This window comes from Aeromonas sp. Y311-2 (assembly GCF_027706025.1).
In the GTDB taxonomy this organism is placed as follows: domain Bacteria; phylum Pseudomonadota; class Gammaproteobacteria; order Enterobacterales; family Aeromonadaceae; genus Aeromonas; species Aeromonas veronii.
The window spans coordinates 43,486-58,566 of the sequence record NZ_JAPDCL010000004.1 but is presented as its reverse complement, the minus strand read 5'-3'; the positions used below and the strand labels follow the sequence as shown (position 1 = coordinate 58,566).

The window sequence follows — 15,081 nt, the reverse complement described above, 5'->3', positions numbered from 1 at the left end:
GCGCGTCGCAATGGGGGCAACTATATGGGCGCCCACCGCCCTCACCTAGTGAAGAGATGGCGATCGGTACATTCCAATCAGGAAATATCATATTAAGTTGCGTGCCTGAGCGGCCATATTTAATCGACCAGACACAGCAATAAACCGGGTCACCTCCCGCTCATTGCCATCTCATCGCCTCACTTTTACCGCCCACCAGTTATCCGCCTTCGGCTTTGCGGGCGTATAAGCTGTAGGGGCAACGCAATACAGGGAATGTGTATGACGGGTATGAAAAAAGAAGAACAGATTGCCGGGCTGCTGGCGGCACTGGAGCAAGTCATTCTGGGCAAGCCGCTGCAACTGAAAATCGCGCTGGTAACCCTGCTGGCGCGCGGTCATCTGCTGATCGAGGATCTGCCCGGCATGGGCAAGACCACCCTGGCCCACGCGCTGGCGCAGGTGCTGGGGCTGGCATGCAGGCGGTTGCAGTTCACCGCCGATCTGCTCCCCGCCGATTTGCTGGGCCTGCAGATCTTTGATCCCCGCCAGCAGCACTTCACCTTTCACCCCGGCCCCATCTTCACCCAGGTGCTGCTGGCCGACGAGATCAACCGCGCCAGCCCCAAGGTGCAGAGCGCCCTGCTGGAGGCGATGGCCGAGGGCAAGGTGAGCATTGAGGGGAATACGCACCCACTCCCCGATCCGTTTTTCGTCATCGCCACCCAGAATCCGGCGGATCAGGCGGGCACCTATCCGCTGCCGGAGTCCCAACTCGACCGCTTCGCCGTGCGACTCTCTTTGGGTTTTCCGCCACGTGAGGCGGAGCGCCAGCTACTGCGGGGCAACCAGCCGACTGACCCGTTGCCCGCCATGCTGAATGCCGCCGAGCTGACTGCCCTGCAAGCGGACGGTGATGCTATCCATGTTTCCGATGCCACCCTCGACTACCTGCTGGCGCTGGTGCACCAGAGCCGCTTTGATGGGGATATGCCACAGCCCCTCTCCCCCCGGGCAGCCCAGACCTTGCTGGCGGTGAGCCGGGCCTGGGCGCTGGTGGCGGGGCGGCGCTTTGTCACGGTGGAGGATGTGCAGGCAGTCTTCCCCTATGTGGCCGAGCATCGGCTGCGGGGCAGCTTTGGCGTGCAACACGGCGAAGCCTGTCCCCTTAGCCAGCGGCTGCTGGCCAGGGTCGATCCGGACAATCCCTGATGAGCACCTTGTTCACCCGCTGGCAGCAGTGGCGTGCCCGCTGGCAGCGACGCTGGCTCGACCGCCGCATTCCCCCGGCCCGCCAGATCACGCTGGGTACCCGCAGCCTCTTTATCCTCCCCACCCGCATGGGGCTGCTCTATCTGCTGGTGCTGCTCGCCATCTATCTGCTAGGCACCAACTACCAGAACAATCTGGTACTGCTGGTGGCCTACTGCCTCGGCAGCCTGTTTATGGCAGCCATGTGGCTCACCCACCGCAACCTGCTGGGGCTGGAGCTGCTGGGTGGGCCGCTGGTGCTGGGGGAAGCGGGTAGCCAGCTTCCTATCCGCATCTTGGTGCAGAGCCCGCGCCCGGTACAGGCACTTCACTTTAGCCTCAACGAAGGCACCCTCTGGCTGGCACAGGCCGACGCTGTGCCCAGCACAGTTATCCTGCCAGTATCGGGCTCTCGCCGCGGGCCACTGCCCCTTGGTCGATTGCGGGTCGAGAGCCGCTACCCCCTCGGTCTGTTTCGCTGCTGGTCCCTGCTGGACTTGCAACTGGAGGGCTGGCTCGCCCCCAAACCGATGTTCGGGGCGCCAAGAGGGGAACATGCGACCCAAAGCGAAGGACATCAGGGCCAGCCCGCTCCAGCGCCCCTCGGTGACTTTGATACCCTGCGGACACATCAGGCCGGTGAACCACTGAGCCGGGTCGCCTGGAAGCAACTTGCCCAGGGGCGCGGCCTGCTGACCAAACAGTTCCATGAGCCACAGCAGGATGACACTCACCTCACCTTGCAGCGGGTCGCGGGCGGGGATCTTGAGCATCGGCTGGCAGTGCTGGCCTGGTGGTGCGCAGATTACGGCAAGCGGGGCATCCCCTTTACCCTGACACTGGCAAACCAGACGCTGGGACCCGATAGCGGCGCCGCCTTTGTGCAGCGCTGCCTGCTGGCACTGGCCCGATTCGATGCCACACCACCGAAGAGCACGCCCGATGCTGCTCGATAACCGCCGCCTGTTGCCACTCATCGCCCTGCAACAGCTGCTGCTGGTCGCGGCGCTCTGGCCCCAGTTGCAACTCTGGGTAGTGGCGGTGGGCGCCATGACCCTCGGCATCCGGGCCATGATGCTGTGGCGTGGCTGGCCGCCCCTCCCTGCCCGCTGGTTGGCGCTGCTGGCCATCACCACTGTGCTGTTGCTGGGGTTGCAGTGGCGCACATTGGGCACCCTGCCCGCCCTGATCAATCTGCTCTGGCTCGGCTATAGCCTCAAGATGATCGAGGTACGGCGCGAGCGGGATATCGAGCTGGTGCTGCTGCTCGCCTTCTTTCTCATCGCGCTGGCGCTGGTGCAGCGACAGAGCATCGGCTGGACGGCCGGAATGACAGTAGCACTCTGGCTGGCAGTAACCACGCTGGTGGCCGCCATCGCTCCCGAGCAGAAACGGCCTTGGCGCAGCGCGGGCGGCGCCCTGCTGCTGGCGCTTCCCCTGCTCATCACTCTGTTTCTGCTGCTGCCAAGGCTGCCGCCCCTCTGGCAGATGCCCACCACCAGTCGCGCCCTGTCGGGGCTCTCGGAAGAGTTGGCCCCCGGCGATATCAGCGAACTGGTCAACTCCTCCGAACTGGCCTTTCGGGTCACCTTTGCCGATGGCCCACCCCCTGTCCGCGAGCGCTACTTTCCGGTGATGCGCCAAGAAGTTTTCGATGGTCAGCGCTGGTTGCTGAGCCCCGAGGTCAAAGCATGGCAGCAGACAGTGCCGGTGCAAACCGGGCTGACCCTTCTGGCATCCTCTTCACAAGCCAGTACACAACTGGCAGATAACCCGTTGCCAGCCGGGAGCTACGAGGTGATCGCAGAGCCCCAGCGCCACCGCTGGGCCTTTGCCCTGAGTGAACCACGTCTGCTGGCGGGCCCTGTGCTGCTCACCCCTCTCGACACCCTCTATCGTCAGGGGAGCGGCGAGGTGGCGATCCGCTATCGCATTGGCCGCGGTGAAGCGCAGCCCGAGGATGACCACCAAGCTGCCCAGCGCAACCTGCAACTGCCAGCCGGAGGCAACCCGAGAGCGCGCGCCCACGGCCAAGGGCTGGCTGCGCGCTATCCAGAACGCGCAGCGCTGGTCGCCGCCCTGCTAGCGCAGTTTCGCAGCCAATCCTATTACTACACCCTGACCCCGCCACGGCTTGGCAGTGACGGGGTGGATGAGTACCTGTTCGATACCAAACGCGGCTTTTGCGGCCACTACGCCATGGCGACCGCTTTCGTGCTGCGCGCCGCCGGTATTCCGGCACGGCTGGTCACCGGTTATCTCGGCGGTGAGTGGAATCCAAGGGGCAACTATCTGGCGGTACACCAGTTCGATGCTCACGCCTGGGTAGAGTATCTCGATGAAGAGGGATCATGGCGGCGAATCGACCCCACGGCGGCAGTGGCGCCGGAGCGCATTGAAGGCGGCGTGAGGGAGGCCCTGAGCGACGAGTTTACCGCCGCCGACCCCCTCGCTCTGCAGCGTTATCGCAACTGGGCCCTGCTCAATCAACTGCGCTGGTGGGGCAACAATATCGACTACCAGTGGAGTCGCTGGGTGATTGGTTACGATGCGGGCCAGCTCTGGCAACAAATTGGCCTGCGCTGGCCTGCACTGGCGGGACACACACCCTGGTTGATCCTCGCCAACCTGATGCTGGTCGCCCTGCTGGTGAGCCTGCCCCTGCTGCGGCCCGCCCGCCTGTCGCCAGAGCGGCGCATCTGGCAGCCCCTGCTCAAACGGGGCAAACGCAGTGGCTACCCACCCCAGCCCGCCGAGAGCATGGGGGCATGGTGCGAGCGGCTGGCACGGCTGCGTCCCGACCTTGCCCACCCCCTGCTAAAGAGTGCGTGGCTCTATCGACTCTGGCGTTATGCCCCCCTCAGCGAACGGCAACAAGGGCGCTGCTGGCGCCAGTTACGACGGCGTGTCAGACAACTCGCCCAGCGCTGGGATCAACAGCCAACGAGTACACCATAAAAGAAGGGGGGAGCCACCGGCTCCCCCCTTCAGGTTTTAATCAAGAGGTTTGATTCACCGCTTGTTACTTTTTGGTCGGATTGTCCCAGATCCCCTCTTCCAGCTGGGAGCGGATCTCGGGGTACTTGTTGGCATCAAAGGTGGGCACCTTGCCCAGCCGGAGCTGGTCGTTGTAATCCTTCGCCAGCTTGATGGCAATGCTGGAGAGCAGCAGGATCGCCACCAGGTTGACGATGGCCATCAGCCCCATGGAAACATCCGCCATCGCCCACACGATCGGCAACTCACCCACGGCGCCGAACATCACCATCCCCAACACGAACACCCGGAACAGCATCAGGCCGCCCTTGTGGTTGTGCTCGAGGAACACCAGATTGGTCTCGGCATAGGAGTAGTTCGCCACGATAGAGGTGAAGGCGAAGAAGAAGATGGCCGCCGCAATGAAGATGTTGCCACCGCTACCAATCTGGGAGGAGAGCGCCCGCTGGGTCAGCTCGACACCTGTCACGCCGGAGCCCGGCTCAAACTGACCGGACATCAGGATGATGGCGGCGGTACAGCTGCAGATGACGATGGTGTCCATAAAGACCCCCAGCATCTGCACATAACCCTGGGAGGCCGGGTGCGGCGGATAGGGAGTGGCAGTAGCCGCGGCGTTGGGCGCAGAGCCCATCCCTGCTTCGTTGGAGAAGAGACCGCGCTTGATACCGTTGATCATCGCCTGGGAGATGGCATAACCGAGCGCACCCGAGCCTGCCTGCTCAATCCCGAAGGCGGACTTGATGATCAGCATGAAGACATGGGGCAACTCGGTGATGTTCATCGCCACGATCACCAGTGCCAGCAAGATGTAGGCCAGTGCCATAAAGGGCACCACCAGCTCGGCAAAACGGGCTATGCCACGAATGCCGCCGAAGATAATCAGGCCGGAGAGCGCCACCAGCGCCAGACCGCTGACCCAGTCAGGAATGCCAAACGCCACCTTCATCGCCAGACTGATGGAGTTGGCCTGCACCGCGTTGAACACCAGGCCAAATGCCAGGATCAGGCAGAGCGAAAACACCACCCCCATCCAGCGCATGCCAAGGCCTTTCTCCATGTAGTAGGCCGGGCCACCACGGTAGTTGCCATCCTCATCCTTGACCTTGTAGAGCTGGGCCAGGGTGCTTTCGACGAAGGCGGTCGCCATGCCGATAAAGGCTATCAGCCACATCCAGAAGATGGCGCCGGGGCCACCCAGATAGATGGCGACAGCCACACCGGCCAGGTTGCCGGTGCCGACACGGGCGGCAAGGCTGGTACAGAGGGCCTGGAAGGAGGAGATGCCCGCGTTGTCCGATTTACGGCTGTTTTTCAGTACGGAAAACATGTGGCCAAAGTGACGGATCTGGATAAAACCCAGGCGGAAGGTGAAAAAGATACCGACCCCGATGAGCAGGTAGATGAGCACGGCTCCCCACATCAGGTCGTTTAGCATCGCAATCAAGGTGTCCATAATTCTCTCGTTGTTATTCACATCCATGGCCAGTCTGCGCTGACCGTTTTCTGTCTGTCGTTTAATTAGCGTTTCGCTAAAGGGGCGGAATCTAGCACAGCGGGAGAGCCCGGAATAGTGATCCCGGTCACGCGAGACACAAAAAACGAACGGTAAAAGCCCATAAAGCTCCATTTAAATCGCAAACTTTCAACAAACTCAATAATTCAATCAGACAGGCCACCATTAAGCCCCATAAGAGAACCATTTTGATATATCCCTGATGAGCTATGCGAAAACGCAAACGCTTGCATGAAATGGCTTTCAAACGGAGACATTTCGCCAAACGTTTTCGCTGTAATTAAATTTCAAGTACGTAGCGAGATAATTTATGTGATCGATGACACAAATATGGATATTGGCTAAAAAAGTTCAGCTGAAAGCAAACCGGAGCGAGGTCGGGAGGAAATGTAAAAAACCTTACTAATCATATAGTTTCAAGCCATAAAACGGGATAACTCAACAGCCTGAATGTTTAACAACCAAGCGCCCCTATTGCAGGATGCACCACATCAGTATTAATTAGGCAGGCAATGACGATGGGCCGCCCCCATCGCGCTTTTCTGAGCCTGAGGCACCAAGATCCTGTAATTTTATTTCAGAACCACCGTCTCAAGCCCGCAACCCAGGGATTACTCCCTCATTAAGAGATGATATTCGCTATGGCCGATAAATTAACCCAGCTGAAAGCCCTGACCACTGTTGTTGCCGACACCGGTGATATCGAAGCCATCAAACGCTATCAGCCCATCGATGCCACCACCAACCCCTCTCTGGTTCTGAAGGCCTCCGAGATCCTCGAGTACGCTCCGCTGATCGAAGACGCCATCAACTGGGCCAAAGCCCAGAGCCAGGACAAGGCACAGCAAATCATCGACGCGGGCGACAAGCTGGCCGTCAACATCGGTCTGGAAGTGCTGAAGATCGTTCCGGGCCGCATCTCTACCGAAGTGGATGCCCGTCTCTCCTTCGATACCGAAGCCAGCATCGCCAAGGCCCGCAAGCTGATCCGTCTTTACAACGAAGCGGGTATCAGCAACGACCGCATTCTGATCAAGCTGGCCTCCACCTGGGAAGGGATCCGTGCCGCCGAGGTACTGGAGAGAGAGGGTATCCAGTGCAACCTGACCCTGCTGTTCTCCTTCGCCCAGGCCCGTGCCTGTGCCGAAGCCGGTGCCTTCCTGATTTCCCCATTTGTGGGTCGCATCCTCGACTGGTACAAGGCCAAAAATGGCCGTGATTACACCGCCAGCGAAGATCCGGGCGTGGTCTCCGTCACCTCCATCTACAACTACTACAAGCAGCACGACTACCCGACCGTCGTGATGGGCGCCAGCTTCCGCAACACCGGCGAGATCCTGGAACTGGCTGGCTGCGACCGCCTGACCATCGGCCCGGCCCTGCTGGAAGAGCTGAGCAAGACCGAAGGCGCCGTGGTACGCAAACTGGACTACACCGGTGAGCGCAAGGCCAAACCGACCCCGATGACCGAAGCCGAATTCCGCTGGGAACTGAACCAGGACGCCATGGCTCACGAGAAGCTGGGCGAAGGCATCCGCATGTTTGCCATCGACCAGGGCAAGCTGGAAACCATGCTGGCAAGCCGCCTGTAATCGGTTCTTTTTTCTGATAAAAACCGGGCCCCCACCAAGGGGCCCGGTTTTTTTTCATGGGCTTTTTTAGCGCTGTCATAGAGTCGTCACGAAAACGTTTTAATTTCAGATTCGTTATGTTATACGGGTGGTGAAAACGATAAAAACCAAGGAGGGAGCCATGGAAATGTTCAACTTCGATTATGACGAGGTGGTTGAACTCGGTTCGCGTAGCCGCGGGACAACGGGAAAAAAACGTAAATGGCGTGAAATCGAGGCGTTGAAAGACAAACATCGCCTGCAGAAGGAGCTGCAATCCATCGATATCGCCTATGAAGGTCTTACAGACGAGATTGAACTGTAATACCGCCAGACACCTGTAAAAGCGCTCCGCATAGTCGGGGCGCTTTTTTATGCCGCAATCGGATGATCAAGCTACTTGTCATGCCACCGCCAGCGATGCCCAAGGATGCTGCAGGCTAATGACAGTCATCACCAACAGCGTGGCATCCAACCCTGCCCCACACCCACGAATGCAGACCTGCGCCGTTTCAGGGCGCATTGGGGCAATCACCGCAAGACAAGTCATCAGCAATAAAAAACCCCCGTCGATGACGGGGGCCTGAACACTCGGGGCTGACGGCTGCGCTTAGCAGTAGCCGTAGCCCAGCAGACGCTGGTAGCGCTGCTCCAGCAGTTGCTCGGTATCGAGCGGACGCAGAGCGTCCAAATCCTGCTTGATGCGAGCCTTGAGGTTTTTGGCCATCTTCTCCACATCGCGGTGGGCACCACCGAGAGGCTCGTCGATCACGTGGTCTATCAACTTGAGCTCTTTCAGACGCTGGGCAGTGATGCCCATCGCTTCGGCAGCTACAGAGGCCTTGTCAGCGCTCTTCCACAGGATGGAGGCACACCCTTCCGGCGAGATGACGGAGTAGGTGGAATACTGCAGCATGTTGACCCGGTCACCCACGCCGATTGCCAGCGCACCACCTGAGCCGCCCTCACCGATCACGGTGCAGACCACTGGCACGGTCAGACCGGCCATCACTTTCAGGTTGCGGGCAATCGCCTCGGACTGACCACGCTCTTCGGCACCGACGCCGGGGTAAGCGCCCGGGGTATCGATAAAGGTGATGATCGGCATCTTGAAGCGCTCGGCCATCTCCATCAGACGCAGGGCCTTGCGGTACCCTTCCGGACGCGGCATGCCGAAGTTGCGCTTGATCTTCTCTTTGGTCTCGCGACCCTTCTGGTGACCAATCACCATCACCGGCTCACCATCGAGACGGGCGATGCCGCCGACGATAGCCTTGTCATCGGCATAGGCGCGATCGCCAGCCAACTCGTCGAAATCGGTGAAGATATGCTCGATATAGTCAAAGGTGTAGGGGCGCTGGGGATGACGCGCCATCTGGGATACCTGCCAGGCACCCAGATCACCGAAGATCTTCTTGGTCAGCTCTTCGTTTTTCTTCTCCAGCCGGCGGATCTCGTCTTTCAGATCCACGGCGTGATTGCCTTCACTCACATGTTTGAGTTCATCAATCTGCGCCTGCAACTCGGCAATCGGCTGTTCAAAATCCAGAAAAAGACTCATAGGGCCTTAGAACCTCTAATCAAAAACCAATTCAACCCGCTCTCGTCCAAGCAGGACTCGCAAGTCATCTATCAGTTGATCGGTGGGCGTCACCCGCCACTCGGTACCGAGCGTCAATCGCACCCGGGAGCCGGGGCGACGATAGTTTACCTGAACCGGACAGACTCCGGCACGGGCGGGCTCCAAAATCTCGCACAAACGCGGGAAAAAGCGATCATCAATCCGCTGTTCATCGAGGGAGATGCGGATTGCTCTGGCAAAACGCTCCCTCGCATCGTTGATATCCAGTAATTCTCGAGCCGACATTTTAAGGCCACCGGAGAAGTCATCAAAGCTGACCTGTCCAGAAACCACCAAAATGCGGTCTTTTTGCATCAATTCTTCATATTTTTCCAGCGCTTCACTGAACAGGGTCACATCGAGGCGACCGGAACGGTCGTCCAGGGTGAAGATCCCCATCTTGTTGCCACGCTTGGTCACCATGCTGCGGGCCGCAATCACCAGCCCCGCCGCCGTGGTTACGGTATCGCGGGAGGTGGGATGCAGATCGCACAGGCGACCCGAGGTATAACGACGCAATTCGCTGCTGTACTGGTTGATGGGGTGGCCGGTGAGATAGAGTCCGAGGGTCTCGCGCTCCCCTTCCAGCCATACCTTGTCAGGCCAGTGCGGCACGTTGGCAAACGCCTTCTTGACGTCGTCAATCTCTTCGGTGAGCACGCCGAACATGTCGACCTGCCCCACCGCCTGCGCCTTGGCGTGCTGCTCGGCGGCACGCATCGCCTCCTCCAGCGTCGCCATCAGGGCGGCGCGGTGGGGGCCGAGCCGATCCATGGCGCCGGAGAGGATCAGCTTCTCCATCACCCGCTTGTTGAGCTTCTTGATGTCGACCCGGTTACAGAAGTCGAACAGATCGCGGAACGGGCCGTCCTGATCCCGGGCGCTCAAGATCGCATCGATGGGGCCTTCACCGACTCCTTTCACCGCCCCGATCCCGTAGACGATATGGCCATCTTCGTTGACCGAGAAGCGATAGCGGCCGGTGTTCACATCCGGCGGGATCACGGTGAGCCCCATCCGCTGGCACTCATCCACCAGGGTCACGATCTTGTCGGTGTTGTCCATATCGGCGGTCATCACCGCCGCCATGAACTCGGCCGGGAAGTGGGTCTTGAGCCAGAGGGTCTGGTAGGAGACAAGCGCGTAGGCGGCGGAGTGGGATTTGTTGAAGCCGTAGCCCGCAAACTTCTCCACCAGATCGAAGATCTTCATCGCCAGTTCGCCGTCGACGCCATTCTTGACGGCGCCCTCCTCGAAACCGGCCCGCTGCTTGGCCATCTCCTCGGGCTTTTTCTTACCCATCGCCCGGCGCAGCATATCCGCACCACCCAGCGTATAACCCGCCAGGGTCTGGGCGATCTGCATCACCTGCTCCTGATAGAGGATGATGCCGTAGGTCGGTTCCAGAATCGGTTTCAGGCTCTCGTGCTGCCACTTCTCGTCCGGATAGGAGATCGCTTCATTACCGTGCTTGCGGTCGATGAAGTTATCCACCATGCCAGACTGGAGCGGGCCCGGTCGGAACAGGGCCACCAGTGCGATCATGTCTTCGAAGCAGTCGGGGCGCAGCCGCTTGATGAGATCCTTCATGCCGCGGGATTCGAGCTGGAATACCGCCGTGGTCTCGTAGCGCTGTAGCAGGTCGAACGACTTCTTGTCATCAATGGGGATGGCGGCGATATCGACCGGCGGCTTGCCCTCTTTGGCAAGACGCGGGTTTATCATGCCGAGCGCCCAGTCGATGATGGTGAGGGTGCGCAGACCCAGGAAGTCGAACTTCACCAGTCCGGCGTACTCCACGTCGTTCTTGTCGAACTGGGTGACCGGGTGATGGCCTTCGTCATCGCAGTAGAGCGGCGCAAAGTCGGTGATCTTGGTGGGTGCGATCACCACGCCACCGGCGTGTTTACCGGCGTTGCGCACCACCCCTTCGAGGCGACGGGCCATGTCGATGAGGTCTTTGACCTCCTCATCCTGCTCGTAGAGCTCGGGCAGCTTGGGCTCGGCCTCGAATGCCTTGGCGAGTGTCATCCCTGGATCCGGCGGGATCAGCTTGGAGATGCGATCGACAAAGCCGTAAGCGTGGCCCAGCACCCGGCCCACGTCCCGCACTACTGCCTTGGCCGCCATGCTACCGAAGGTGATGATCTGGGAGACCGCATCCCGGCCATACATGTCGGAGACGTGCTCGATCACCTCGTCGCGTCGGTCCATGCAGAAGTCGACGTCGAAGTCGGGCATGGATACCCGCTCGGGGTTCAAGAAACGTTCGAACAGCAGGTCAAATTCCAGCGGGTCGAGGTCGGTGATCTTGAGGGCGTAGGCCACCAGGGAGCCCGCCCCCGAGCCCCGGCCCGGACCAACGGGAATGCCGTTGTCCTTGGACCACTGGATAAACTCCATCACGATGAGGAAGTAACCCGGGAAGCCCATCTGGTTGATCACTTTCAACTCGATGTCGAGACGCTCGTCATACTCGGGACGGCGCTCGGCACGCACTTGCGGATCCGGGAACAGGAACTCGAGACGCTCCTCCAGACCCTCTTTCGACTTGGCCACCAGAAAATCTTCGGTAGTCATGTCGCCGGTCGGGAAGTTGGGCAGGAAGTATTCGCCGAGACGCACCGTCACGTTGCAGCGCTTGGCGATCTCCACCGTGTTTTCCAGCGCTTCGGGAATGTCGGCAAACAGCTCCGCCATCTCCTCCTGACTGCGCAGGTACTGCTGGGGGCTGTAGCGACGGGGGCGGCGTTTGTCCATCAGGGTATAGCCATCGTGGATGGCAACCCGGATCTCGTGGGCATCGAAGTCATCGGCGTTGAGGAACACCACCTCGTTGGTGGCGACCACTGGCAGCTCGAACTCGGTGGCGATGGCCACCGCCATGTGCAGGTAGACCTCTTCGTCGGGTCGACCAGTACGCAGCAGTTCGAGGTAGTAGGCATCGGGGAAGTGGGTCTGATAGAAGGCGACACACTGCTCGGTCATCTGCCGATTGCCCTTGAGCAGGAACTTGCCCACATCACCCTCGCGGCCACCGGAGAGGACGATCACCCCCTTGGCATGCTCGGCGAGCCAGCTCTTGTCGATAACCGGCCGCCCTTGCACGTGGCCGCGCTGGTAACCGCGGGAAATAAGCAGGGTGATGTTCTGGTAGCCGTCGTTATCCATGGCTAGCAGGGTTAGACGGAACTGCTCGTCGCCGAGCTCATCGCTCTGCACCCAGAAGTCGGCCCCGACGATGGGCTTGATCCCCTTGCCGTGGGCGGCGCCATAGAAGCGCACCAGACCGCACATGTTCATCTGATCGGTCAGCGCCAGCGCCGGCATGTTGTTGGCCGCCGCCGCCCCGACAATGGGGTTGATCTTCTGCAGGCCATCGACCATGGAGAAGTCGGAGTGGACTCGCAGGTGGATAAAACGGGGGTCAGCCATCGTCATCTCCTCTCGCTGCTCAAACTAAATGGCATGGTCTACTCGATCCCCAGTGCGCGGCGCACCGGTTTGAAGCTCTTGCGATATTCGGGCAACGGGCCACGCTCGGCCAGAATGGCTAGGTGCTCCGCAGTCGGATAACCCTTGTGACGGGCAAAACCATATTCGGGATGACGGCTGTCCAGCTCGGTCATCTCCGCATCGCGGGTCACCTTGGCGAGGATCGAGGCGGCGCTGATGGCGGCCACCAGGCTATCGCCCTTGACCACGGCGCGCGCTTCCATCGGCAATGCCGGGCAGCGGTTGCCATCGATAAAGACCAGCTCGGGCGTCACCTTCAGTCCCGCCACGGCGCGCTGCATCGCCAGCATGGTGGCATGCAGGATGTTGAGCTCGTCGATCTCCTCCGGAGTGGCGCGACCGATGGCCCAGGCGAGCGCTTTCTCTTTGATCTCGTCAAACAGGGCGAGGCGCTTCTTCTCGGAGAGCTTCTTGGAGTCAGCCAGCCCGACAATGGGATTGGCGGGATCGAGAATGACCGCAGCGGTGACCACGTCACCTACCAGGGGGCCACGGCCCACTTCGTCCACACCGGCAACCAGCTTGTCGTCAGGAATATCGATCATCATCTTGTAGCCTTGAATCAAAACAGGCCCCGTGGGGCCTGACAGGGGTCGACTGGCGCGGCATTACCGCTCGAAAACGAATGAACGGGTAGCGCGGCGCAATCGACGGTCCGAAATAGCGTTATCTGCCGAGCAGATCCGCCACCGCATCGGCGGCCTGCAAGTCGGCATTGCAGCGGATCAGCTGGTGCAGCTCGGTGAAGGTGTTGACCAGCGCACTGTTGTCGTGCTCGAAGTACTTGCTCACCTCTTCCACCAGATTCTCCGCGGTGCACTCGTGCTGGATGAGTTCCGGCACCAGCATGCGACCGGCAAGCAGGTTGGGCAGAGAGACAAATTCGGTCTTCACCAGTCGCTGGGCCAGCCAATAGCTGAAGGGCTTGAGCTTGTAACCCACCACCATCGGCTTTTTCACCAGCATGGCTTCGAGCGCCGCTGTGCCAGAGGCCAGCATCACTACGTCGGCGGCGATCATCGCCTCGCGGCCCTGCCCTTCCAGCAGCACCATGTCGAGACCCGGCGCTACCTCGGCCTTGATGGCCATAAACTGCTCACGCCGTTTCTGGTTGACCAGCGGCACGATGAAGCCGAGATCCGGATAGCGCACCGTCAGGTGTTTGCACGCCTCGAGAAACAGCGGCGACATAAAGCCCACTTCTGCGGTACGGCTGCCCGGCAGCACCGCCAACCAGCGGCGATTGGCATCGATACCGAGATTGCGACGCACGGCAGCCTGATCCGGCACCAATGGAATGTCATCCGCCATGGTGTGACCGACAAAACGGCAAGGGGCGTCGAAGCGGTCGTAGAAGGCTTTCTCGAACGGCAGGAAGGCGAGCACCATGTCGGTGGCGGCCTTGATCTTGTGAATACGGTTCTGGCGCCAGGCCCACACAGAGGGGCTGACATAGTGAACCGTCTTGATACCGGCGCGGCGCAGTTTCAGCTCCACTCCGATATTGAAATCCGGTGCATCCACGCCGATGAAGAGATCGGGCGGATTGGCAATAAAGTGGCGCAACAGTTCGCGACGGACCTTGAGGATGCGCGGCAGACGGCCCAGCACCTCGGTGATCCCCATGACGGAGAGCTCTTCCATCTCGAACAGCGCCTTGACGCCGAGGGCCTGCATCCGCGGCCCGGCGATCCCTTCGAACTGCGCGTCCGGGTAGCGGGCCTGCAGCTCGCGCACCAGACCGGCAGCCAGAATGTCGCCGGAGACCTCTCCGGCGACGATACCGATTCGAACCGGATCAGGCACGGATGATCCCGCGCTCGTTATCTTTGAGGAAATCCACATAGAGCTGGACGGCCGGTTCGGCTTGCGCCATCTCGATCAGCACCGGCAGCACCTCTTCGATGGTCTTGCCAGAACGGAAGATCTCTTTGTAGGCACGCTTGACGGCAGAGATGGCCTCGGCGCTGAAACCGCGGCGACGCAGACCTTCGGAGTTGACCCCGAATGGCTTGGCGTAGTTGCCGGCGGCCATCACGTAAGGCGGCACGTCCTTGTTCAGGGCGGCGCAGCCACCGACGAAGGCGTGGGAACCGACGCGACCGAACTGGTGAATGGCGGAGAGGCCACCAAAGATCACGAAGTCACCGATCACCACGTGGCCCGCCAGGGTCGCGTTGTTGGCGAAGATGCAGTTGTCACCGATGATGCAATCGTGGGCAACATGAACGTTGACCATGAACAGGTTACCGCTGCCCACCTTGGTCAGGCTCTGATCCTGAATGGTACCGCGGTGGAAGGTGCAGTTCTCGCGAATGACGTTGTTGTCGCCAATCTCGAGGAAAGTGCGCTCACCGGCGTACTTCTTGTCCTGGCAATCCTCACCGATGGAGGTGTGCTGGAAGATCTTGTTGCCGCGACCAATCTTGGTCGGGCCCTTGATCACCACATGGGAACCTACCCAGGTGTTGTCACCGATTTCCACCTCGGCGCCGATGACAGAAAAGGGGCCGATTTCAACCCCTTTACCGATCACGGCAGACTCATGGACGATGGCAGTATCGTGAATGATGGCAGTCTGGTCGATCACG

11 protein-coding genes are annotated in these 15,081 nt (G+C 60.3%); 5 read left to right on the top strand and 6 right to left on the bottom strand.

From position 1 onward, the window contains the following. The first annotated feature begins 261 nt into the window (after window positions 1-261). The 3 genes from OKC42_RS05485 to OKC42_RS05475 are packed head-to-tail and all read left to right on the top strand — an operon-like array spanning window position 262 to window position 4,188. Window positions 262-1,191, top strand: a complete 930-nt coding sequence (locus OKC42_RS05485; RefSeq protein WP_421274871.1) for an AAA family ATPase — start codon at window positions 262-264, stop codon at window positions 1,189-1,191. Next, window positions 1,191-2,186: a DUF58 domain-containing protein gene (locus tag OKC42_RS05480; RefSeq protein WP_151286723.1), complete on the top strand. Its 996-nt coding sequence runs from the start codon at window positions 1,191-1,193 to the stop codon at window positions 2,184-2,186. Before OKC42_RS05485 ends, OKC42_RS05480 begins: the two co-directional genes overlap by 1 nt. After that, a complete protein-coding gene (locus tag OKC42_RS05475; protein WP_270819200.1) occupies window positions 2,173-4,188 on the top strand; it encodes a transglutaminase family protein in 2,016 nt (671 codons plus the stop codon). The genes OKC42_RS05480 and OKC42_RS05475 overlap by 14 nt, the downstream gene beginning before the upstream one ends. 64 nt (window positions 4,189-4,252) lie before the next feature. Here the strand turns inward: OKC42_RS05475 and OKC42_RS05470 are convergent, their stop codons facing one another. After that, on the bottom strand, window positions 4,253-5,683 hold the full coding sequence (locus OKC42_RS05470) for an alanine/glycine:cation symporter family protein (RefSeq protein ID WP_151286724.1): 1,431 nt from the start codon (window positions 5,681-5,683) through the stop codon (window positions 4,253-4,255). 701 nt (window positions 5,684-6,384) lie between these two features. Between OKC42_RS05470 and tal the strand changes: the two genes are divergently transcribed. Further along, complete coding sequence (tal, locus tag OKC42_RS05465) at window positions 6,385-7,335, top strand: transaldolase (RefSeq protein WP_270819199.1); 951 nt, start codon at window positions 6,385-6,387, stop codon at window positions 7,333-7,335. A gap of 160 nt (window positions 7,336-7,495) precedes the next feature. Further along, window positions 7,496-7,678 carry a DUF3545 family protein gene (locus tag OKC42_RS05460; RefSeq protein WP_005338547.1) on the top strand — a complete coding sequence of 61 codons (183 nt, stop codon included), beginning with the start codon at window positions 7,496-7,498 and terminating at the stop codon, window positions 7,676-7,678. Window positions 7,679-7,963: 285 nt separating this feature from the next. Here the strand turns inward: OKC42_RS05460 and accA are convergent, their stop codons facing one another. The 5 genes from accA to lpxA form a co-directional block, all read right to left on the bottom strand. After that, window positions 7,964-8,914 carry an acetyl-CoA carboxylase carboxyl transferase subunit alpha gene (gene accA / locus OKC42_RS05455; protein WP_005338549.1) on the bottom strand — a complete coding sequence of 317 codons (951 nt, stop codon included), beginning with the start codon at window positions 8,912-8,914 and terminating at the stop codon, window positions 7,964-7,966. Window positions 8,915-8,929: 15 nt separating this feature from the next. Beyond that, window positions 8,930-12,409, bottom strand: coding sequence for a DNA polymerase III subunit alpha (gene dnaE / locus OKC42_RS05450; protein ID WP_042081101.1), 3,480 nt, complete (start codon window positions 12,407-12,409; stop codon window positions 8,930-8,932). Between the two features lie 38 nt (window positions 12,410-12,447). After that, a complete protein-coding gene (gene rnhB, locus OKC42_RS05445) occupies window positions 12,448-13,038 on the bottom strand; it encodes a ribonuclease HII (RefSeq protein WP_005343795.1) in 591 nt (196 codons plus the stop codon). A 118-nt stretch (window positions 13,039-13,156) separates the two neighbouring features. Further along, entirely contained in the window at window positions 13,157-14,296 is a 1,140-nt protein-coding gene (gene lpxB / locus OKC42_RS05440) for a lipid-A-disaccharide synthase (RefSeq protein WP_270819198.1), read from the bottom strand. After that, window positions 14,289-15,080: an acyl-ACP--UDP-N-acetylglucosamine O-acyltransferase gene (gene lpxA, locus OKC42_RS05435; RefSeq protein ID WP_005338557.1), complete on the bottom strand. Its 792-nt coding sequence runs from the start codon at window positions 15,078-15,080 to the stop codon at window positions 14,289-14,291. Before lpxA ends, lpxB begins: the two co-directional genes overlap by 8 nt. Window position 15,081 lies beyond the last annotated feature (1 nt).